At 64.3% G+C, this 19,056-nt stretch carries 18 protein-coding genes; 8 read left to right on the forward strand and 10 right to left on the reverse strand.

The window, feature by feature from the left end; all coding sequences use genetic code 11:
- Positions 1 to 72: 72 nt before the first annotated feature.
- Both E0W60_RS18310 and uxuA read right to left on the reverse strand, forming a co-directional pair.
- On the reverse strand, positions 73 to 1,092 hold the full coding sequence (locus tag E0W60_RS18310) for a Bug family tripartite tricarboxylate transporter substrate binding protein (RefSeq protein WP_135705160.1): 1,020 nt from the start codon (positions 1,090 to 1,092) through the stop codon (positions 73 to 75).
- A gap of 47 nt (positions 1,093 to 1,139) precedes the next feature.
- Positions 1,140 to 2,180: a mannonate dehydratase gene (gene uxuA, locus E0W60_RS18315; RefSeq protein WP_135705161.1), complete on the reverse strand. Its 1,041-nt coding sequence runs from the start codon at positions 2,178 to 2,180 to the stop codon at positions 1,140 to 1,142.
- Positions 2,181 to 2,447: 267 nt separating this feature from the next.
- On the opposite strand from uxuA, the gene E0W60_RS18320 reads away from it, so the two are divergent.
- A complete protein-coding gene (locus tag E0W60_RS18320; protein ID WP_133098579.1) occupies positions 2,448 to 3,188 on the forward strand; it encodes a FadR/GntR family transcriptional regulator in 741 nt (246 codons plus the stop codon).
- Between the two features lie 136 nt (positions 3,189 to 3,324).
- On the opposite strand, the gene E0W60_RS18325 is transcribed toward E0W60_RS18320, so the two are convergent.
- The 4 genes from E0W60_RS18325 to sdhC are packed head-to-tail and all read right to left on the reverse strand — an operon-like array spanning position 3,325 to position 6,627.
- Positions 3,325 to 4,026 (reverse strand): succinate dehydrogenase iron-sulfur subunit, encoded by a 702-nt coding sequence (locus E0W60_RS18325; protein ID WP_135705162.1) that lies wholly within the window; start codon positions 4,024 to 4,026, stop codon positions 3,325 to 3,327.
- A gap of 34 nt (positions 4,027 to 4,060) precedes the next feature.
- Positions 4,061 to 5,839 carry a succinate dehydrogenase flavoprotein subunit gene (gene sdhA / locus E0W60_RS18330; RefSeq protein ID WP_135705163.1) on the reverse strand — a complete coding sequence of 593 codons (1,779 nt, stop codon included), beginning with the start codon at positions 5,837 to 5,839 and terminating at the stop codon, positions 4,061 to 4,063.
- A gap of 3 nt (positions 5,840 to 5,842) precedes the next feature.
- Positions 5,843 to 6,208, reverse strand: a complete 366-nt coding sequence (sdhD, locus tag E0W60_RS18335) for a succinate dehydrogenase, hydrophobic membrane anchor protein (RefSeq protein WP_135705164.1) — start codon at positions 6,206 to 6,208, stop codon at positions 5,843 to 5,845.
- Positions 6,209 to 6,219: 11 nt separating this feature from the next.
- Complete coding sequence (gene sdhC / locus E0W60_RS18340) at positions 6,220 to 6,627, reverse strand: succinate dehydrogenase, cytochrome b556 subunit (RefSeq protein WP_135705165.1); 408 nt, start codon at positions 6,625 to 6,627, stop codon at positions 6,220 to 6,222.
- A 170-nt stretch (positions 6,628 to 6,797) separates the two neighbouring features.
- Between sdhC and E0W60_RS18345 the strand changes: the two genes are divergently transcribed.
- From E0W60_RS18345 to E0W60_RS18370, 6 genes are all read left to right on the forward strand, one after another.
- The gene (locus tag E0W60_RS18345; protein WP_133098238.1) at positions 6,798 to 7,700 is read left to right on the forward strand and encodes a LysR family transcriptional regulator; all 903 of its coding nucleotides are present in this window, start codon (positions 6,798 to 6,800) and stop codon (positions 7,698 to 7,700) included.
- Positions 7,701 to 7,833: 133 nt separating this feature from the next.
- The gene (locus tag E0W60_RS18350) at positions 7,834 to 8,745 is read left to right on the forward strand and encodes a LysR family transcriptional regulator (RefSeq protein ID WP_135705166.1); all 912 of its coding nucleotides are present in this window, start codon (positions 7,834 to 7,836) and stop codon (positions 8,743 to 8,745) included.
- A gap of 161 nt (positions 8,746 to 8,906) precedes the next feature.
- Complete coding sequence (locus E0W60_RS18355) at positions 8,907 to 9,575, forward strand: DUF4286 family protein (RefSeq protein WP_135705167.1); 669 nt, start codon at positions 8,907 to 8,909, stop codon at positions 9,573 to 9,575.
- Between the two features lie 95 nt (positions 9,576 to 9,670).
- Complete coding sequence (locus tag E0W60_RS18360) at positions 9,671 to 10,930, forward strand: MFS transporter (protein ID WP_135706266.1); 1,260 nt, start codon at positions 9,671 to 9,673, stop codon at positions 10,928 to 10,930.
- 89 nt (positions 10,931 to 11,019) lie between these two features.
- On the forward strand, positions 11,020 to 11,709 hold the full coding sequence (locus tag E0W60_RS18365) for a DUF2848 domain-containing protein (RefSeq protein ID WP_135705168.1): 690 nt from the start codon (positions 11,020 to 11,022) through the stop codon (positions 11,707 to 11,709).
- Positions 11,709 to 13,043 carry an amidase gene (locus tag E0W60_RS18370; RefSeq protein ID WP_133098242.1) on the forward strand — a complete coding sequence of 445 codons (1,335 nt, stop codon included), beginning with the start codon at positions 11,709 to 11,711 and terminating at the stop codon, positions 13,041 to 13,043. The genes E0W60_RS18365 and E0W60_RS18370 overlap by 1 nt, the downstream gene beginning before the upstream one ends.
- A 67-nt stretch (positions 13,044 to 13,110) precedes the next feature.
- Here E0W60_RS18370 and E0W60_RS18375 read toward each other — a convergent pair whose 3' ends face one another.
- Entirely contained in the window at positions 13,111 to 14,124 is a 1,014-nt protein-coding gene (locus E0W60_RS18375; protein WP_133098243.1) for a zinc-dependent alcohol dehydrogenase family protein, read from the reverse strand.
- A gap of 290 nt (positions 14,125 to 14,414) precedes the next feature.
- On the opposite strand from E0W60_RS18375, the gene E0W60_RS18380 reads away from it, so the two are divergent.
- Positions 14,415 to 15,410, forward strand: coding sequence for a Bug family tripartite tricarboxylate transporter substrate binding protein (locus tag E0W60_RS18380; RefSeq protein WP_133098244.1), 996 nt, complete (start codon positions 14,415 to 14,417; stop codon positions 15,408 to 15,410).
- A 115-nt stretch (positions 15,411 to 15,525) separates the two neighbouring features.
- Here E0W60_RS18380 and E0W60_RS18385 read toward each other — a convergent pair whose 3' ends face one another.
- The 3 genes from E0W60_RS18385 to E0W60_RS18395 all read right to left on the reverse strand — a co-directional run bounded on the left by E0W60_RS18385 (position 15,526) and on the right by E0W60_RS18395 (position 18,675).
- A complete protein-coding gene (locus E0W60_RS18385; protein WP_135705169.1) occupies positions 15,526 to 16,086 on the reverse strand; it encodes an RBBP9/YdeN family alpha/beta hydrolase in 561 nt (186 codons plus the stop codon).
- 266 nt (positions 16,087 to 16,352) lie between these two features.
- Positions 16,353 to 17,024, reverse strand: coding sequence for a response regulator (locus E0W60_RS18390; RefSeq protein WP_133098246.1), 672 nt, complete (start codon positions 17,022 to 17,024; stop codon positions 16,353 to 16,355).
- Positions 17,005 to 18,675 (reverse strand): MASE1 domain-containing protein, encoded by a 1,671-nt coding sequence (locus tag E0W60_RS18395; RefSeq protein WP_135705170.1) that lies wholly within the window; start codon positions 18,673 to 18,675, stop codon positions 17,005 to 17,007. Before E0W60_RS18395 ends, E0W60_RS18390 begins: the two co-directional genes overlap by 20 nt.
- Between the last annotated feature and the right edge of the window lie 381 nt (positions 18,676 to 19,056).

Raw genomic sequence — 19,056 nt, forward strand, 5'->3', positions numbered from 1 at the left:
TGCGTGGAGGGTGGAACGCAGTCGGGCGACGCGGCGCTGGCGGCAGGCCGGCATGCGCCGGCCTGCACGGCCTCAATCAGCCGTGATGTTGTTGGCCTTCACCACCTCGCCCCACATCTTGTAGTGGGTGCGGGTCAGCGTTGCGAGCTGCTCGGGCGTGCCGCCGCCGGGCTCGTCGCCGCGGTCGACGATGCTCTTGACGACGGCAGGGTCCTTCAGCGCCGTATTCAACGCGCCGTTGGCCTTCTTGACGATGTCGGGGCTCAGGCCCGGCGGCCCGTACAGGCCGATGAACGAGATGATGGTGAAGTCCTTGATGCCGCTCTCGGTGGCCGTCGGTACATCCGGGATCATGGCCACGCGCTTGGGTCCGGTGACCATCAGCGGCCGCAGCTGGCCCGACTTGATGAAGGGCGCGACGACCGAGGTTGCATCGAACATCGCATCCAGGCGCCCGGCCATCAGGTCGACCATCGCCGGGCTGCTGCCCTTGTAAGGCACGTGGTTCATTTTGGGGCCGCCCATGCGCTCGCGCAGCAGCTCCATCGTGACATGCGGCAATGCGCCGGTGCCGCCCGAGCCATAGTCGATGGTCTTGCCGGACTTGTCCCGCGCCTTTACCTCCTCGACAAACTGCGCGTACGTCCTGATGGGCGAACTGGCGGGCACGACCAGGACCAGCGGCGACTGCAGCATCACGCCGATCGGCGTCAGCTTCTGCGGGTCGACGATGCCGAGCTTGGTGTAGACGTGCGGCATGATCGTCATCGAGCCGTTGCCTACCAGCAGCTTATTCCCGTCCGGCGCCGCGCGCATGACCTCAATGGAGGCGATATTGCCATTCACACCGGCCTTGTTGTCGATGACAAACGGCTGGCCGAGCGAACTCTGCAGGCCGTTAAGCAGCGCACGTCCCGCGAAGTCGGTCTGGCCGCCGGGCGGGAAGCCGACCAGCAGTGTCACCGGCTTGGTCGGCCAGGTGGTCTGTGCCCAGGCGGCCGTTGTCGCCAGCGCGCCAAGGCCGAGCGCAGCGACGCCCAGGATCAACGCGGAACGGCGCGAATTCACGGGCGATTTCTTGGTGATTGTCATGACAGGTCTCCGATTATGTTTTGACAGGGCCGCAGCCCCACGGCGCTTCAGGCCGTCTTTTCCATCGCTTCCCACATCCCGTTGATATAGACCGCGCCGAGTGCCCGGTCATAGAGGCCGTATCCCGGCTTGCCCGTCTCGCCCCAGATCATGCGGCCGTGGTCGGGGCGGAAATAGCCCTGGAAGCCGACGTCGTGGTACGCCTTGACGATCGCGGCGATATCCAGCGAGCCGCAGCTCGACAGGTGGGCGGTTTCCTCGAAGTCGCCTTCCGGCGTGATCTTGACGTTGCGGATATGGGCGAAGTGGATGCGGCCCATGCCGCCGAACTCGCGCACCAGCGCCTCGACGTTGTTCTGCGGGCGGGCGCCAAGCGAGCCCGAGCACAGCGTCAGGCCGTTTGCCGGCGTGTCGACGATCCCGAGGATGCGTGCCAGGTCGTCGCGGTCCTTGACGATGCGCGGCAGCCCGAAAATGGGGCGCGGCGGATCGTCCGGATGAATGGCCATCTTGATCCCGCACTCCTGCGCCACGGGAATGATCGCGTGCAGGAAATGCTCCAGATGCTCCCAGAGCCTGGCTTCGTCGATGCCGCGGTATTCAGCCAGCAGCGACTGCAGCTCACCTGGCTCGTAGCTGGAATCCCAGCCGGGCAGGGCGATGCCCTGGCTGACGTCAACCAGTTCGACCTCCCGCGTGCTGAAGGCGAGGCAGGTCGAGCCGTCATCGAGCTTTTTCGCCAGTTCCGTACGGGTCCAGTCGAATACCGGCATGAAGTTGTAGCAGATGACTTCGATGCCCGCGGCGGCCAGGTTCCTGATGTTCTGCTGGTAGTTCGCGATCAGCCGCTCGCGCGTCGGCTTGCCAAGCTTGATGTCCTCATGGACCGGAACCGATTCCACGACCTTGAACTGCAGCCCCGCCGCCTCGATGGTGGACTTGAGCGCCAGGATCTTGTCCAGTGGCCATACCTCGCCGACGGGTTCGTCGTAGATGGCCGAGACGATGTGGGTCATGCCCGGGATCTGCCGGATGTATTCGAGAGGAATCGGGTCGGACGGGCCAAACCAGCGGAACGACATCTTCATGGGGGGCATCCTTGGGGCGACTCTGTTGCGGCAGAACAGGGCGGAAAAACCCCGACCTGTAGTGCGAACCGGCGCGCGGCATGGCCCGGAGGCCACGCAGCATTGGTGTACCGGATTGGTTTATTTGGTTCACCAATTATGAACAGGTTGCCCAATTTTGCCGTCATGGTTTACCATGGGATGCATCAGGCACTGCCCGGCCATGCCGCGTTTTTGTGGCGATTGGTCAACCGGTGATGACATTGGGCAGCCGCCGCCTTACCTGCAATGCGACATTCCACCAGCGATCCTGCAACCCGTCCGTCAGTCGAGAACCCGCCAGCGGCCAGCGACCGGTCGTACCTGAGCCTGGCCGGCCAGGTGCAGGCACTGATCGCATCCGGAGAGTTCTCCGCCGGCATGCGGCTGCCGTCCGAACGCACCCTGGCCGAGCGGTTCAGCGTCAGCCGTACCCTGGTGCGCGAGGCAATCATCGCGCTGGAGGTCCAGGGGCTGGTCGAAGTGCGCGGCGGCTCCGGAATCTACGTCTGCGCAGGAGCGCCCGCGCCCGGTCCCGAGCCGTTTGAGATGCCGTGGCGGCCGGGGCCTATCGAATCGCTGCGCGCCCGGGCCCTGATCGAGGCGGAAGTCGCCGGCCTGGCGGCCAGCGAGCGCAAGGACAGCGATCTTGACCGCATGTTCTCGGCCCTGAGCCTGATGCGCGAGCACATGGACGACAAGCAGGCCAACGAGGCGGCGGACCGCCAGTTCCACCTGTGCCTTGCCGAATCGACCGGCAACCGGGTCCTGCTGCATATGGTCGCCGCACTGTGGGATAGCGGGCGCAGCGATCCGCTGTGGAGCAAGATCGAGGAACACTTCCATACCACCGGGCTACGGGAGGCATCGCAGGAAGACCATCAGCGGATCTTCGCGGCGGTGATGGCCCGCGACGCGATGGCGGCGCGGGCGGCAATGCGCAACCACCTGGAGAGGGTGATCAGCGAGTTCACCCAGGCGTGGCGTTGACAGATAGCCCGTTGGGCGTAGTTCGGCTTTTCCACGCCGGGCCGCTCCAGGAGCGGAGGGTGTAAAAGCCGCCGGTCGCGCGGAAAGTCACCTCAGGGCAAGGCGAACCAACCGCACTGACCGGCGTCGCGACGCGTCAAACCGCGCGGCGAACCATCAGTTCCTTGATCTTGCCGATGGCCTTGGTCGGGTTCAGACCCTTCGGGCACACGTCGACGCAGTTCATGATGCTGTGGCAGCGGAACAGGCGGTACGGGTCGTTCAGGTTGTCCAGGCGCTCGCTGGTGGCCTGGTCGCGGCTGTCCGCGATAAAGCGGTAAGCCTGCAGCAGGCCGGCGGGGCCGACGAACTTGTCCGGGTTCCACCAGAACGACGGGCACGAGGTCGAGCAGCTCGCGCACAGGATGCACTCGTACAGGCCATCCAGCTCGTCGCGCTCTTCCGGCGACTGCAGGCGCTCTTTCTCGGGCGGCGGCTCGTCGTTGATCAGGAACGGCTTGATCGAGTTGTACTGCTTGAAGAACTGCGTCATGTCGACGATCAGGTCGCGCACCACCGGCAGGCCGGGCAGCGGACGCAGCACGATGCGGTCCGGCAGCTCGCGCATGTTGGTCAGGCACGCCAGGCCGTTCTTGCCGTTGATGTTCATCGCGTCCGAGCCGCACACGCCTTCGCGGCACGAACGGCGGAACGAGATGGTCTCGTCCAGCTTCTTGAGCTTGACCAGCGCGTCCAGCAGCATGCGCTCGTGACCGTCGAGTTCGACCTCGTAGGTCTGCATGCGCGGTGCGGCGTCCTTGTCCGGATCGTAGCGGTAGACTTCGAAAATACGCTTCATTTCTGTGGGTCCTGTTGTCTCTACGATGCGGTGCTCAGAAGGTACGGGCCTTCGGCGGCACGCTTTCCACCGTCAGCGGTTCCATCTTCACCGGCTTGTAGTCGAGGCGGTTGCCTTCGCTGTAGAACAGCGTGTGCTTGAGCCAGTTCTGGTCGTCGCGGTTGGGGAAGTCGCTGTGCGCGTGCGCACCGCGCGATTCCTTGCGGGCGGCCGCCGAGATCATGGTGGCCTTGGCCACTTCCACCAGGTTGGCCACTTCCAGGGCTTCCACCAGCGCGGTGTTGAAGACCTTGGACTTGTCCTTCAGGTGGATGTTGTCGGCGCGCTCGGCCACTTCCAGGATGCGGTCGACACCTTCGTCCATCAGCTTCTGGGTGCGGAACACGCCGGCATGCGACTGCATGTTCTTGCGGATGTCGTTGGCGACGTCCTGCGTGTATTCACCCGACGACGTGGCCTGCAGCTTGGCCAGGCGCGACATCGCGAGGTCAGCGGCGTCGGCCGGCAGCGGCTTGTGTTCCTTCTGCTTCAGGTTCTGCGCGATGATGTGGTTGCCGGCGGCACGGCCGAACACCACCAGGTCGAGCAGCGAGTTGGTGCCCAGGCGGTTGGCGCCGTGCACCGACACGCACGAGCATTCGCCGATCGCGTAGAAACCATTCAGCACTTCGTTCGGGCTGCCATTCTTCGGCACCACGACCTGGCCGTGGTAGTTCGTCGGGATGCCGCCCATCTGGTAGTGGATGGTCGGGACCACCGGGATCGGTTCCTTGATCGCGTCGACGTTGGCGAACTTCATGCCGATTTCGCGGATCGACGGCAGGCGCTTCATGATGGTCTCGGCGCCGACGTGGGTCAGGTCGAGCAGCACGTAGTCGCCGTTCGGGCCGCAGCCGCGGCCTTCCTTGATTTCCTGGTCCATCGAGCGCGAGACGAAGTCGCGCGGCGCCAGGTCCTTCAGCGTCGGCGCATAGCGTTCCATGAAACGCTCGCCGTCCTTGTTGCGCAGGATCCCGCCTTCGCCGCGCACGCCTTCGGTGATCAGCACGCCCGCGCCGGCCACGCCGGTCGGGTGGAACTGCCAGAACTCCATGTCTTCCAGCGGCACGCCCGCGCGTGCGGCCATGCCCAGGCCGTCACCGGTGTTGATGAAGGCGTTGGTCGACGCAGCGTAGATACGGCCGGCACCGCCGGTCGCGAACAGCGTGGTCTTGGCCTCGAGGATGTAGACCTCGCCGGTTTCCATTTCCAGCGCGGTCACGCCCAGCACGTCGCCGTCCTGGTCGCGGATCAGGTCCAGCGCCATCCACTCGACGAAGAAGTGGGTCTTGGCGCGCACGTTGCGCTGGTACAGCGTATGCAGCAGCGCGTGGCCGGTACGGTCCGCCGCGGCGCAGGCGCGCTGCACCGGCTTCTCGCCGTAGTTGGCGGTATGGCCGCCGAACGGGCGCTGGTAAATCGTGCCGTCCGGATTGCGGTCGAACGGCATGCCGAAGTGCTCGAGTTCGTACACGACCTTCGGCGCTTCCCGGCACATGAACTCGATCGCGTCCTGGTCGCCCAGCCAGTCCGAGCCCTTGATGGTGTCGTAGAAGTGATAGTGCCAGTTGTCTTCGCTCATGTTGCCCAGCGAAGCACCGATGCCGCCCTGCGCCGCCACGGTGTGCGAGCGGGTCGGGAACACCTTGGACAGCACGGCCACGTTCAGGCCGGCTTCCGCGAGCTGGAGGGATGCGCGCATCCCGGCGCCGCCAGCACCGACGATGACCACGTCAAAGCGGCGACGCGGCAATCCAGTCTTGACTGCGACCATTTATTACACCCTCCAGAGAATCTGAGCAGCGTAGCCCGCGCAACCGACGAGCCACAGAATCGTAAGAACTTGCAGCACCAGGCGCACCGCCATCGGCTTGACATAGTCCATCCAGATGTCGCGCACGCCGATCCAGGCGTGATACAGCAGCGACAGGATGGTCAGGAACGTGATGATCTTCATCCACTGGTTGGCGAAGAGCCCTGCCCACGCTTCGTACGAAGCGCCGTTCGACAGCAGGAAGGCAATGGCCAGCACCACGGTGAACACCACCATGATCACGGCCGTGACGCGTTGCGCGAGCCAGTCTTTCAGGCCGTAATGGGCGCCGACGACCAGGCGCTTGGGACCGATATTGTTGTTTGCCACCGTGATTCTCCTCAGAACAGGCCGAACAGCTTCAGGCCGAAAATCAGGGTAAGCAGCAGGCTGACAACCAGCACGCTGATGGCAGCCTTGGCCGAGGCGGGCTTGGAAACACCAACGTGCACATCCAGCAGCAGAAAGCGGATACCGGCGCAGAAATGATGCAGATAACCCCAGATCAGGGCCAGCACAACCAGCTTGACAAAGCCGCCGGACAACAGGGCCGAGAACTTTGCGAAGCTCAGTTCGGAGGTAATGCTCTGCTCGAACAGGTACAGGACGAAGGGAAGGAGGAGGAACATCAAGGCACCGCTCACGCGATGCAGGATGGATACCTTGCCGGCCCAGGGCAACCGGTATTTCGCGATCTGCGAGATACCGATATTCCGGTATTCGGGCCTGGTGGATAGTTGCTTTTCCATGGGGCGCTGATTCTTGTCGTGGGGTGATTCGCCGCCTTTGCCGCGAACAACACGGTCTTCGACACCGTGAAGTACCCGGCAAGGGGTGATACGCGCGTATTTTGGCCTTCCGCTGATATACTGTCCAATATCTATCGCATCTTTCTGATATATAAAACGGCAGATATCGCATGGAGCTGCGGCATATTCGGTACTTCCTCGCCGTCGCCGACGAGCGCAACGTCACGCGGGCGGCGGAAAGGCTCGGCATTGGACAGCCGCCCCTCAGCCAGCAGATTCACGCGCTGGAGGAGGAGTTGGGCGTCAAGCTGTTTCGCCGGACCGGGCATGGCGTGGTACTGACGGAAGCGGGCGAGGCGTTCGCAACGGATGCCAGGCGCATCCTCCATGACACGCGCACAGCCGTAGAAAAAGCGCAAAGCGCCGGACGGGGCGAGATCGGGCGACTCAATATCGGATTTACCGGCTCCGCCGCGTTCAACCCGGTGGTCTCCAGGCTGATCCGCGCGTTTCGGCAGGATTACCCCAACGTTGTCCTCACCCTGGCGGAAGGCAATACATCCCAGCTCCTCGCCTTTCTCAACGATGGCCGGGTCGATGTGGCCTTTGTCCGATTGAGCGGGCAGTCGCCGGCCGGGGTTCAACTGCAGCACATTGCGGTGGAACCGATGAAGGTCGTGCTCCCTGCAACCCATCCACTTGCCAGGCGGCGCCGGATATCCCTCGACGCACTGGCGGAAGACCAGTTTGTCCTGCTGCCCCGCGAAGCGAGTCCGACCTTGCATGACGTCATTGTGGGCGCTTGCAAGCAGGCCGGATTTGATCTCATCGCCGGGCAGCAAGCGCCGCAGCTCTCTTCGGTCGTCAATCTCGTGGCAGCGGAGTTCGGCGTTTCCATCGTTCCTGCCTCGGTTTGCCAGATACAGGTCGAGGGCGTTGTCTATAAGGACATCGTTGGCAGCCCGGTCTCGATCCGGCTGGCACTGGCTTCCCGGATCGAGTCGACGCCTGCGAAAACGGCCAATTTTCTGGCAATGGCTCAGGGATTCCGTGCCGGCGCCAACGCAGGCTGAGCCGTAGGGCACCGCAGTCGTTCGAACGGACGCGCCGGGCACGCAGGTACAATCCCCGGAAAATCGACACATAAATAAGAGGGGACAACACCATGACTGGTGTGGTTTCAGGCCGCCTGGCGCAGAGGTGCCCTTGAATACACGTTTCATCGAGGCCTTCATGTGGGTCGCGCGGCTTGGCAGCTTCCGCGCCGCTGCCGACCACCTGCACATCACGCAGGCTGCCATGTCGAACCGCATCGCCTCGCTCGAGCAGGAAATTGGAGCCCGCGTCTTTGAACGCGAGGCCCGCGACCTGCGGCTGACGCCGGTTGGCCTGCGCCTGCTCAGCTATGGCGAGCGGATGCTCGAACTGCAGCGCGAGATCATGGTGCTGGGCCGCTCCGACCAGCAACTGCTCGGGCTGGTGCGCATCGGCGCCATCGAAACCGTGGTGCATACCTGGCTGGTCGACTTCCTGCGGCACCTGAGTTCGACCTATCCCGGCATCGAGGTGCAGATCACCTCCGAGACGACGGAAGGGCTGCACAAGAGCCTGCGCGCCGGCGCCATCGATATCGCGCTGCAGACCGACACCGCTGTCGGCGAAGGCATTGCCAGCATGCCCTGCCTGCCGATGGCGATGGGCTGGGTTGGCCCGCCGGGCGAGCCGCAGCCGGGTGAGGGCGTGCTGGCCGGGCTGCTGCAGCATCCGACCATCACCATGAGCCGGGGCTCGCAACCCCATGTTGCGCTCAAGGAGCTGTATCGCAAGGCCGGACTGCCGGTGGGCAAGGTGCATTGCGTCAGCTCGATCGCTGCCATTGTCAGGCTGGTCAGGGGCGGTTTCGGCAATGCCCTGATGCCGCTGGCGCCGGTGCGCGAGCAGGTGGAGCGTGGCGAACTGCGCCTGCTTGCCTGCGATGTCCCGCTGCCACCGCAGCGCGTCGTGGTCAGCTATCACGACCACGGCGTTTCCGAGGCCATCCGTTTCGTTGCCGAACTGGCCTGCCGCGAATCGGACCGGTTCGTCGAGTCGCTGCCCGCACCATATTCGGGTGCCTAGAGCGGCCATTGCGCCAGCCTGGTGCGGTTTCCCGGCCGCATCCACAAGAAAAACTGATCGGAGGGACCAACAATTTCCCGTTTGTCCTGACTCGCTGCTGCAACGATCATCGACTCATCCGCCGAACACGGCGATCACCCCATCAGAGGAGATAGAGTCAGATGAGCAATCCTGCGGCCATTCCCCAACATGGCTTGTTGTTCGTCGCGTCCGATGTGGACGCGGCGGATGAAGCCGATTTCAACCTGTGGTACGACCGCGAACACGTAGAGGAGCGTGCGCGCGTGCCGGGCTTTATCTCGGCCGCGCGTTACCAGGCGGTGCACGGCGGCCCGAAGTACCTTGGCCTCTATCGCACCGAATCGCTGGCCGCGTTCACCTCGGCCGCCTACAGGCAAGCCTTCCGGCACCAGACCCCGTGGTCGGTCACCAATCTCGGGCGCATGCGCAGGCCGATGCGCCGCGTGTGCGCGGTCAACGCCTCGGTGGGGCAGGGCAGCGGCAGCTGGATCGCGGTCCTTCCACTGCCGCGTGCAGACGATGCCGTGTCCCTCATCGAACGGGCCGGCGAGGTTGGAGATGAACTCTCGCTGCGCGCGGGGTATGTCCGCTCCTATCTTCTGGTCCCCGACGACGAACTCAGTCAACCCTTGCCCAACGAGAGCCTGGAAGGCCGCGAGCTGCTTCCCCTGTTCGTCGTGGAGAGCAGCGATGAACAGGCAAGCGAGCTTGCGCTGAGCATCGCGGCGCAGGGCCTGCACGCCGATGCCGCAGGCGCAACGCGCTACATCCTCAAGTGGAAACTCTACGCAAAGGAACTGACGTCATGAGCGAAATGATCTCTACGGCAGCCGACGTCGGCTCCGCAGCCGGCGCGCACGAGGCAAATGCAAACGCAAACGCCAACGCCAACGCCAGCGCAAGGATGCGCCGCCTGGCCGCGGCCAGCTCGATCGGGACCACGCTGGAGTGGTACGACTTTACCGTCTACAACCTGATGGCGGCGCTGGTCTTCAACGTCATCTTCTTTCCGTCCTTCGATCCGCTCACGGGCACGATCCTGGCGTTTTCCACGTATGCCGTCGGCTATGTGTCCCGGCCGCTCGGCGGCATGGTGTTCGGCCATCTTGGCGACAAGCTCGGCCGCCGCTTTGTGCTGGTGACCACGCTGATCCTGATGGGCATCGCCACCGGCGTGATGGGCCTGTTGCCGACCTATGCATCGTGGGGCATCTGGAGCCCGCTGCTGCTGGTGGCACTGCGCTTTGTGCAGGGCGCCGCCATCGGTGGCGAGTGGGCCGGCGCGGTGCTGCTGGCGATGGAGCACGGCAGGCAGGACCAGCGTGGGCGCAACGCGTCCTTTACGCAGGTAGGTCCGTCGGCCGGCACGCTGCTGGGCACCGGCTTCATTGCGCTGGTGTCGCTGTTCCTGAGCCCGGAGGACTTCCTGGCGTGGGGCTGGCGCATTCCGTTCGTTTCCAGCGTGGCGCTGGTGGTGTTCGGCTTGTGGCTGCGGCGCGGCGTCGAGGAAACGCCGGCGTTCAAGGAAATGGCTGCGCACAATGCGCAGGCCAAGACCCCGCTGAAGGAAGTGTTCGTCTCGCACTGGCGGCGCCTGCTGGTGGCCGGCGGCGTGCGGATCGGCTCGGACGTGCTCTATGCGCTGGTCGTGGTGTTTACGCTGACCTATGTCACCAGCGTGCTGCACCTGTCGCGACCGCTGGCACTGACCGCGACCATGCTGGGCGCGGCCGGCAATGCGCTGACGGTGCCGCTGTTCGGTGCGCTGTCCGACAAGCTCGGCCGCCGGCCGGTCTACATCGTCGGGGCGCTGCTGGGGATCGTATGGGCGTTCGTGTTCTTCGTGCTGATGGACAGCAGCCAGCCGTGGCAGATCTGCGTGGCGGTGGTGCTGGGGCTGCAGATCCACGCCGTCATGTACGGCCCGCAGGCAGCGTTCGTGACCGAGCAGTTTCCGACGCGGGTGCGCTATGCAGGCTCGTCCCTGGCCTACACCCTGGCAGGCATCCTCGGCGGCGGCTTCGCTCCGCTCATCATCACCAGCCTGTACAAGGCGTACGGCACGACCGGCGCGGTGTCGCTCTACGTCTGCGCGGCACTGGGCGTGACGCTGGTTGCGCTGCTGGTTGCCCGCGAAACGGCGCACAAGCCGCTCGAACACTAGGCCGGCCATGGCCCGCCGGCTTGTCCGGCGGGCCGCGCCCAGCGGCTGCGTTCCGCTCGCAGCCCCATCATTCCAACCACTTGTACCGTATGCCTACTTTGGAATTCCAGCTCGCCGGCGAAGGACCGCTGGCGCTGCATATCGACCGGCTCGTCATTGCCGGCTGGACCGGGCGCGATGCCGACGCCGTCAACCACCACATCCGGGAACTCGAAGAGATCGGCGTGAAGCCGCCGTCGACCGTCCCGTGCTTCTACCCGCTTGCCGCGTCGCTGCTGACGACCGCGCCGTTGCTGGAAGTGCCGCGGGAGGATTCATCGGGCGAGATCGAGTTCGTGCTGATGGCGGGCCCCGACGCGCTCTATGTCGGCGTGGGCTCGGACCATACCGATCGCAAGGTCGAGGCCTATGACGTCACCGTCTCCAAGCAGATGTGCGCCAAGCCGGTCGGCAGCAAGGTCTGGCGCTTCGACGATGTCGCGGCGCACTGGGACCGGCTCGAGATGCGCTGCTGGCGCACCCGGCATGGCGTGCGCGAGCTTTACCAGGAAGGGCTGGTGACGCGCCTGCTCGATCCGCGTGACCTGATCCGGCGCTTGCACGGCGATGTGCATGGCGCAGACGCGCTACCGCCCGGTACCGCGATGTTCTGCGGCACTCAGGCCGTGATCGGGGAACTGGGAGGCGGGGAGGCGTTCGAAGTCGAGCTGCACGATCCGGTATTGCGGCGTTCGCTACGCCATGCGTACCGCGTGGCAAGCCTGGAGGTGGCTCCTTGATGCGTACCGATCTTCCCACCATCGCCGAACTGGCCGCCAGCCTGGATGCCGGGCGGACGACCAGCGTCGCGCTGACCGAACAGGCGCTGGCGCGTATCGACAGCCATCGCAAGTCGGGCGGCGCGGCTTTCGTCGAGGTCGATGACAAGGGCGCCCTGGCGGCGGCCGCGGCGGCAGACCAGGCGCGTGCCGCCGGCTATGTGGCATCGCCACTGGCCGGCCTGCCGGTGTCCGTCAAGGACTTGTTCGATGTGCGCGGCCAGGTGACGCGGGCCGGCTCAAAGGCGCTGGATGGCGCCGCTGCGGCCGCCGATGCGCCGGCCGTGGCGCGCCTGCGCGCGGCAGGCGCGGTGCTGATCGGGCGCACCAACATGAGCGAGTTCGCGTTTTCCGGGCTTGGCCTGAACCCGCACTACGGTACGCCCCGCACGCCGTTCGACGAAGCCTGCATCGCCGGGGGCTCGACCTCGGGCGGCGCCGTCAGCGTGGCGCTCGACATGGCCGTGGCCGCGCTCGGTACCGACACGGGCGGCTCGATCCGCATCCCGAGCGCATTCTGCGGGCTGACGGGCTTCAAGCCCAGCGCAAGGCGCGTGCCGCTGGCGGGCGCCGTGCCGTTGTCGACCTCGCTCGACTCGGCCGGCCCGCTGGCGCGTTCGGTGGCTTGCTGCGCGGCCTTCGATGCGGTCCTCAGCGGCGAAACGCTCGACAGCGAGCCCGCTGCGCTCGCCGGCCTGCGCCTGTACGTGACGCGCGATTTCGTCACCGAGGGTCTGGACAGCGAAGTCGCGCGTGGTTTCGACGCAGCGCTTGCCAGCCTGTCCCGGCACGGTGCGCACGTCATCCCGTTCGATTTCCCCGAACTGCACCACCTGCCCACGATCAACGCCGGCGGCGGCCTGACCGCGGCCGAGGCGTGGCACTGGCATCGCGCGCTGCTGGACGAGCGCGGCGCTGCCTACGATCCGCGTGTGGCGACACGGATACGCCGCGGCCAGCAACAGGGCGCTGCCGACTATCTGACGCTGCTGAAAGAACGGGAAGCGATGCGCCAGAGCGCAGCCAAGCTGCTGCGCGATGCCGACGCCTGGCTGATGCCGACCGTTGCCGTCCGGCCGCCGCGGCTCGATGCACTCGGCAGCGATGAGGCCTTCTTTTCGATCAACGGGCTAGTGCTTCGCAATCCCAGCGTCATCAACTTCCTCGATGGCTGTGCGGTATCGCTACCGCTCCCCGCAGCCGTGCCGGGCGTCGCGCTCAGCGTCTGTGGCTTGAACGGTGCCGACGCGCGCATCCTGCAGGTTGCCGGGGCGATCGAAAGGGGCCTTTGCTGAAGGCATCGTGCGCGCGTGCGCAAGACATCGGGTTGCCGGCCGCCGCTGGTTATGCAGCGGCCGTTGATCAGATGTCCAGCACGATCTTGCCGATGTGCTGATTCGCTTCCTGGTAGCGAAAGGCGTCGGCCATCGCTTCCAGCGGGAAATGCCGGTCGATGACCGGGCGGATGCCGGTGGTATTCAAGGCACGCACCATGTCGAGCTGGTGCTGGCGGCTCCCCACCAGCAGCCCCGTCAGCCGCAGGTGCTTGCGCAGCAGCTGGGTGACGGTGACCGGCCCGGTCGGGTTTCCCAGTGACCCGATCACGGCGATATGTCCGCCGACACGGGCTGCCGTCATCGACTGGTCCAGGGTGGCGGCGCCGCCAACCTCGATGACATGGTCTGCGCCTGCGCCATCCGTCATCTCGCGTACTGCCTCGCCCCACTGCGCCGTCTTGCGATAGTTGATCAGGCAGTCTGCGCCAAGCTTGTGCAGCCTGGCCAGCTTCTCGTCCGAGGATGAGGTGGCGATCACCCGCGCGCCGGCCGCCTTGGCGAATTGCAGCGCAAAGACCGATACGCCGCCGGTGCCGAGTACCAGCACGGTCTCTCCCGGCTTCAAGCCGCCATCGGCAAACAATGCCCGCCAGGCAGTCAGGCCGGCCGTGGTCAGCGTGGCGGCCTCGGCATGGCTGTAGCCGTGTGGAGCATGCGTGAAGCACGCTTCGGGCAACGTCACAACCTCCCGCGCAAAGCCGTCGACGCCATCCCCGGGGACGGTAGCAAAATCGCACAGGAACGGCCCTCCGTCATGCCACGTCGGAAAAAAGGTGCTGACAACATGGTCGCCGACCGAGAATGTCTTCACGCCGGCACCAACGGCGGTGACTTCACCGGCGCCGTCCGCCATCGGAATGCGCCTTTGCGCCAGGGCCCGACGGCCTGAAACCACGGCGTAGTCATGATAGTTGAGCGAACTCGCATGGATGCGCACGGTGATCTCCCCCGGTCCGGGAGGGGCGGCCGTGGCTTCCCCGACGACGATGCGCTCGAAACCGGCAGGTGGATCGAGATATATGGCTTTTGCAGCAGTCAAGGCATTCCCCAGGTCGCCGACAGAAGATGCGGGCCGAGTTTAGCTGCCGAACGCCGGAAAGACCACCGGCTCGTCAGGGTGGCTTGCCAGATCTCTACAGGGTTTTCCCTCTGTTTGCGCGAATTGGTAAAAGCATGTCGTGATCGGCCTAGCCGGTTGACGTGCCGCGCTCCGAGAATAGAAAAAAAGAGGTGAGCAGTCCTCACGCGCGTGGCCCGTGGTGCGATATGCCGCTTCCGTCATCGACAAAGCTTTCCAAACACGCAAAGCAGCAATCAAGAGGTACAGACATGAAGAAGCAGGCCAATAGCTTATGGTGGCAAGGATGCGCCCTGGCATTCGGTGTTGGTGTCGTCGGCTGGCTGCCCGTGGCTCACGCCCAGCAGGCCTGGCCAACGAAGCCGATCCGCCTGGTGGTGGCGGGGCCTGCCGGCGGCAGCGCTGACGCACTGGCGCGGCTGCTCGCGGAAGGCCTGCATAAGGCATGGAGCAAGCCGGTCATTGTGGAAAACAAGCCTGGTGCGGCCGGTGCGCTGGCGATCAGCGACATGCAGTCCACCGGCAAGGATGGCCATACCCTCCTGGTCATCCAGGGCGGTGTCGTAAGCGAGGCGCCATTGGCCTACAAGGTCCAGTACAAGCCGTTTGCAGACCTGAAGCCTCTTGCCCAGATCAGCCGCACGGGGCTGGTGCTGGTTGCCAACAAGGACCTTCCTGTTTCCAACCTGAAGCAGCTTGTGGACTATGGCAAGTCGCAAAAAGACGGGCTCGTGTTTGCTTCTTATGCTGCCGGACTGAAGGGGCACACCTCGGGCATATTGCTCGGACAACTCACCCATGTGCCAATGCGGCACGTAGGCTACAAGGGCTCTCCACCCGCGTTGAACGACCTGATGGGTGGGCATGTGCCGCTGATGTTCGATGGGGTGACTACCTCGTTGCCGCTGATCAAGGCGGGGAAGATCAAAGCGATTGCGGTGGCCTATCCGGCCCGGATCGCGGGCCTGGCGGATGTACCTACCTTCAAGGAGCTTGGCTACCCGCAGCTGGCGCAAGCTGGCTGGTTCGCCGTGTGGTCACGCCCGGATGTCGACCTGGCGGTACAGCAGAAAATCCGCGACGCCACGCTGGCATATTTCAAGCAACCCGCCGTGCAGAGTCGCATCAAGGACATGGGCATGGAGCAGGGCGATCCCGCGACGTCGGAAGAGATGATGACGGACCTGAAGCAGGCATACCAGCAACAGGCCGCGCTGCTGAAGTCCATCAACTACCAGCCGGAGTAAGCAGAAGGAGCCGTGAGCGAACTTGCCACGGCTCCTCCGGCGTGCATGGCACGATCACCGGCGCCGCGGGCCATGTCCGTTACGAGCGGCCTGTGGCACCAGGCGGTGATCCGCTTTACGAGAGCTCGAGGATGAGCGCTTCCGCCTGCGGCCATTCACCATAGCCGGAAGCCGGATTCAGATGCCCGACGTCGCCGAGTTCGACGAAACGGCTTCCCCAGGCCTGCGCCAGGTCGCGGGCGCGCTCGAGGCGAGTCAGCGGATCGTTGCTGCTTGCCGCAACGATGCTCGGGAACGGCAAGGCGGCGCGAGGGATCGGCAGCCAGCCGTGATCGCGCAGTGTGTCGGTCGCCGGGTAGCCTGCCGGCATGGGCGTCTCGAGGTCCGCAGGTGCCGCAAGCAGTGCGCCGAGGATCTCGCGTTTGCCGCCTCGGGCTGCCCAATGGACGACCATCATCGCGCCGGCGCTGTGTGCCACGATGATGACCGGCCCCTCGATAGTAGCCAGGGCGCGCTCGATCGCATCCACCCGGGCAGCGCAGCTCAGCTTGTCTTGCTCGAGTGGGGCGACGGAGACCACGCGGGGCAGCTTCGCTGCCAGCAGGGTCTGCCAGTGTTCCGGCACATGGTCACGCAGGCCGGGGACGATGAGAACGGTTGGTGTCGTAGGGTTCATGTCAGACTTTCAAGATGGCGCGTCACCGATGATGGCGGTTCGCTCCATCTTTCGGTGGCACGGGGATAAGGCTGCGGTGCTCGATCAGACAGATCAGCCCTCGTGAGTTTGGATGTTGCGGGCTGCGTCCGCTTGACGGGACGTGACAAGCATTTACCATTTCATGGCACAAAGCTGACACGCGCGTCTGGATCGCCCTGCCTCCGGGCGAGTGCGGCCGGCTCAAAAAGCAAGAGCCTGCTTCCCCCTCCGATATCCCAAAGGTCCTAGGCACTCCCCTCGCTTTCGAGCCACTGAATCGCAAAGCGCATCAACTCCTTGCCACTGGAAATGTCGAGCTTTTCCTTGATGTTGGCTTGATGTGCCTCGATGGTCTTGACGCTCCGATTCAGCTTCATGGCGATCTCGCGCGTGCTGAAGCCGAGCCCGATCAGGTGCAGGACTTCGAACTCACGATCAGAAAGACTTGCAATCGAGCCTGCCAGGTTGTTCCTGGGGACGGCCAGTGCCCGTGCAAGCCTGGTATGCATGGCGGCGCTGAGGTAGATATTGCCGGCCAGCACCTCGCGGATGGCACTCATGACATGCCCGGTGGCCTCGAGTTTCATCAGATACCCGTTGGCGCCCGCTCGCAATGCGCGTTCGGCAAACAGGGCTTCGTCGTGCATGCTGAGGACCAGTATTGCCAGGTTCGGATAGTGTTGCCGGAGCGTCTTGATAAGATCCAGGCCGGAGTCCGCCTGCAGGCTGAGATCCACAATGGCCATGTCAGGCCCGCACGCCATTGCGGCCAAAGCCTCTTCCGTACTGGCTGCCGCGCAGCAGACGTGCAGATTCTCCTGCTTCAGCAAGTGGGTCAATCCTTCCCGGATGATAGGGTGGTCGTCGACGATCAGGACCCTGGTTGCAGGGCGAGGGCTAGGTGGCGTCTCTGGCATGGCCGGGCCCCCTGCGTATCGGATAGCTGATGGCAACCGTGGTGCCACCCATGGCATTGCGGGTGACGGTGCACGAACCGTCCAGCAGGCTTGCCCGGTGACGCAGGTTGTGAAGTCCCAGTCCCGAAGTGCGTTCCATCTGCTCCGGGTCGATCCCCACGCCATCGTCACTGATCGAAAGCGTCTGGCCGTCGCCTTCGCGCTCCAGGTCGATCCAGATATGGCTGCCGTGGCTGTACTTCAGGGCGTTATTGACGGCTTCCTGTGCGGCACGGTAAAGGTTGGTCTGCATTGGCGGATCCGGCAAGTCCACATCCGTCGCGATGCGAAGCGTACAGCCAATGCCGTTCAGCGAGCGTGTCGATTCCGCCAGGCCTTGCAGGGCGACCGAGAGGTCACCGGAGTCCATGGTGACGGGGTCCAGCCCATGGGCAATCCTGCGAGTCATCAGGGACGCCTGTTTCACCAGTTCAACAACGGTTGCCGCATCCGCCGCTGCCGGGTTTCCCTGCCTCTGCAGTTCCTGGCTCACAGTGGTGCAGTAGAAGCCCAGGCTCGTGAGGTGCTGCCCGAGGCCGTCATGCAGTTCCCGGCCAATGAGCCGCTGTTGGTGATCGCCGATCCGGATCAGTTCCGACTCCAGCCGGCGGCGCCTTTCCATCTCCTGCTTCAGTTCGTTGTTGGCTCGCTCAAGGTCCTGGGTTCGTTCTTGCACGCGCCGTTCAAGTTCCTTGTGGGATGCCATCAGGAGACGATGAATGCGCTTCTGCTGGGCATGTGTCGCCACCAGCAGCAGCCCGGTGATCGCCACCACGTTCGCGAACACACACCATCTCACAAGGCTATCCACCGGTGATTCCGCGACAAAGGGACCAGTGCCGTGCGTGGTGCCCCGGACGGCGATGATCGCGACCAGCAAGGTCGCGAGGCTGGTACCAAGATGGTCAAAGCGCAGGGCGGCCCAGATAACGAACGGAAAGATCGCCATGGCCGCAGGATAGTAGCCGTGCCCGGCAAGCTGCGGGGCGCCGAAGATCAGGTGACTCACCCCGAGGATCACCACGGCAAGTCCGCACGCTTCCACGGCCTGGCTCGCCGAACGGACGGGACTTGAATGGGTGAGCAGGTTGAGCAGCGGCGGAGCTACCACGAGCACCCCCATCATGTCGCCGAGCCACCATTTCAGAAAGGCGCCGCTGTATTCGTCGACTGACAGCATACCTTCGCCCCGGAGGGCGCTCGTGCCGATCCAGGCGCTCAGTGCCGAGCCAAGCGTCGCAGCCAGGATGATCAAGGCCAGCACGTCCCTGATGCGATCAAGCGATACCTGGAAACCGGCGACCCGCTTCAGCAGCCATGTGGCCGTCAAGGCGGCCATCGTTGCGCCGAGGCCGATTACCGCGGCAACATGCGCAGGTATGCCCACCGACATGTTCGCCAGCATCGAGCCAATCGCAACGCCAGGGGCAACGCCGACGCCCATCGTGAGCAGCGCAACGAGGGCAATGCCGCTGGATGGCCAGACCAGGGACACCGCACCGCCCACTACCGCATACGCAAGACCCAGCTTTGCACCTGCAAAATACGCCAATGCGACAAATGCGCTTCGAATGAAGAGGTTGAGCCTCGCTTTATGCAGAATGATGGTCATTGTTCGATTCAAACCATCGAGACATGCCCTGGCAACACCAGCCATTGTCACGTTATCTGAAATGACAAAAGTCTTGCAAAAAGCCAACGTGTCTAAATTTGTTGAAAATCGCCAATTTCTATCGAATCCGGGCAATGTGTAGGCGGATCGAATCCATTCGGTGTTGCAGTGCACCCTACCAATCTATGCCAGAATGCTGCTGCGCGGTAAGCCTTCTTGAGGGAATTTCGAAAAGTTCCCGTCCGCCTTCCGAATAGGGCATTCCCCTAGCCCCTTTTCGGAAACAAGCCCTATTCATCTACCTACCGCCAGGACATACATTGCAGTCGTACGAAGCTATGTCCTCACACGGGAGCGAAGCGGATTCGCTGCCGGGCCCTT

The organism is Cupriavidus oxalaticus, assembly GCF_004768545.1.
Lineage (GTDB): Bacteria > Pseudomonadota > Gammaproteobacteria > Burkholderiales > Burkholderiaceae > Cupriavidus > Cupriavidus oxalaticus_A.

Bases quoted from the DNA above. Each gene is read 5' to 3' on its own strand.
- E0W60_RS18360 (WP_135706266.1), top strand. From the start codon at position 9,671: ATGCGCCGCCTGGCCGCGGCCAGCTCGATCGGGACCACGCTGGAGTGG.
- E0W60_RS18320 (WP_133098579.1), top strand. From the start codon at position 2,448: ATGCGACATTCCACCAGCGATCCTGCAACCCGTCCGTCAGTCGAGAAC.
- E0W60_RS18395 (WP_135705170.1), bottom strand. From the start codon at position 18,675: ATGACCATCATTCTGCATAAAGCGAGGCTCAACCTCTTCATTCGAAGC.
- E0W60_RS18380 (WP_133098244.1), top strand. From the start codon at position 14,415: ATGAAGAAGCAGGCCAATAGCTTATGGTGGCAAGGATGCGCCCTGGCA.
- E0W60_RS18325 (WP_135705162.1), bottom strand. From the start codon at position 4,026: ATGAAGCGTATTTTCGAAGTCTACCGCTACGATCCGGACAAGGACGCC.
- E0W60_RS18310 (WP_135705160.1), bottom strand. From the start codon at position 1,092: ATGACAATCACCAAGAAATCGCCCGTGAATTCGCGCCGTTCCGCGTTG.
- E0W60_RS18390 (WP_133098246.1), bottom strand. From the start codon at position 17,024: ATGCCAGAGACGCCACCTAGCCCTCGCCCTGCAACCAGGGTCCTGATC.
- E0W60_RS18355 (WP_135705167.1), top strand. From the start codon at position 8,907: ATGAGCAATCCTGCGGCCATTCCCCAACATGGCTTGTTGTTCGTCGCG.
- sdhA (WP_135705163.1), bottom strand. From the start codon at position 5,839: ATGGTCGCAGTCAAGACTGGATTGCCGCGTCGCCGCTTTGACGTGGTC.
- uxuA (WP_135705161.1), bottom strand. From the start codon at position 2,180: ATGAAGATGTCGTTCCGCTGGTTTGGCCCGTCCGACCCGATTCCTCTC.
- E0W60_RS18365 (WP_135705168.1), top strand. From the start codon at position 11,020: ATGCCTACTTTGGAATTCCAGCTCGCCGGCGAAGGACCGCTGGCGCTG.
- sdhC (WP_135705165.1), bottom strand. From the start codon at position 6,627: ATGGAAAAGCAACTATCCACCAGGCCCGAATACCGGAATATCGGTATC.
- E0W60_RS18385 (WP_135705169.1), bottom strand. From the start codon at position 16,086: ATGAACCCTACGACACCAACCGTTCTCATCGTCCCCGGCCTGCGTGAC.
- E0W60_RS18370 (WP_133098242.1), top strand. From the start codon at position 11,709: ATGCGTACCGATCTTCCCACCATCGCCGAACTGGCCGCCAGCCTGGAT.
- E0W60_RS18345 (WP_133098238.1), top strand. From the start codon at position 6,798: ATGGAGCTGCGGCATATTCGGTACTTCCTCGCCGTCGCCGACGAGCGC.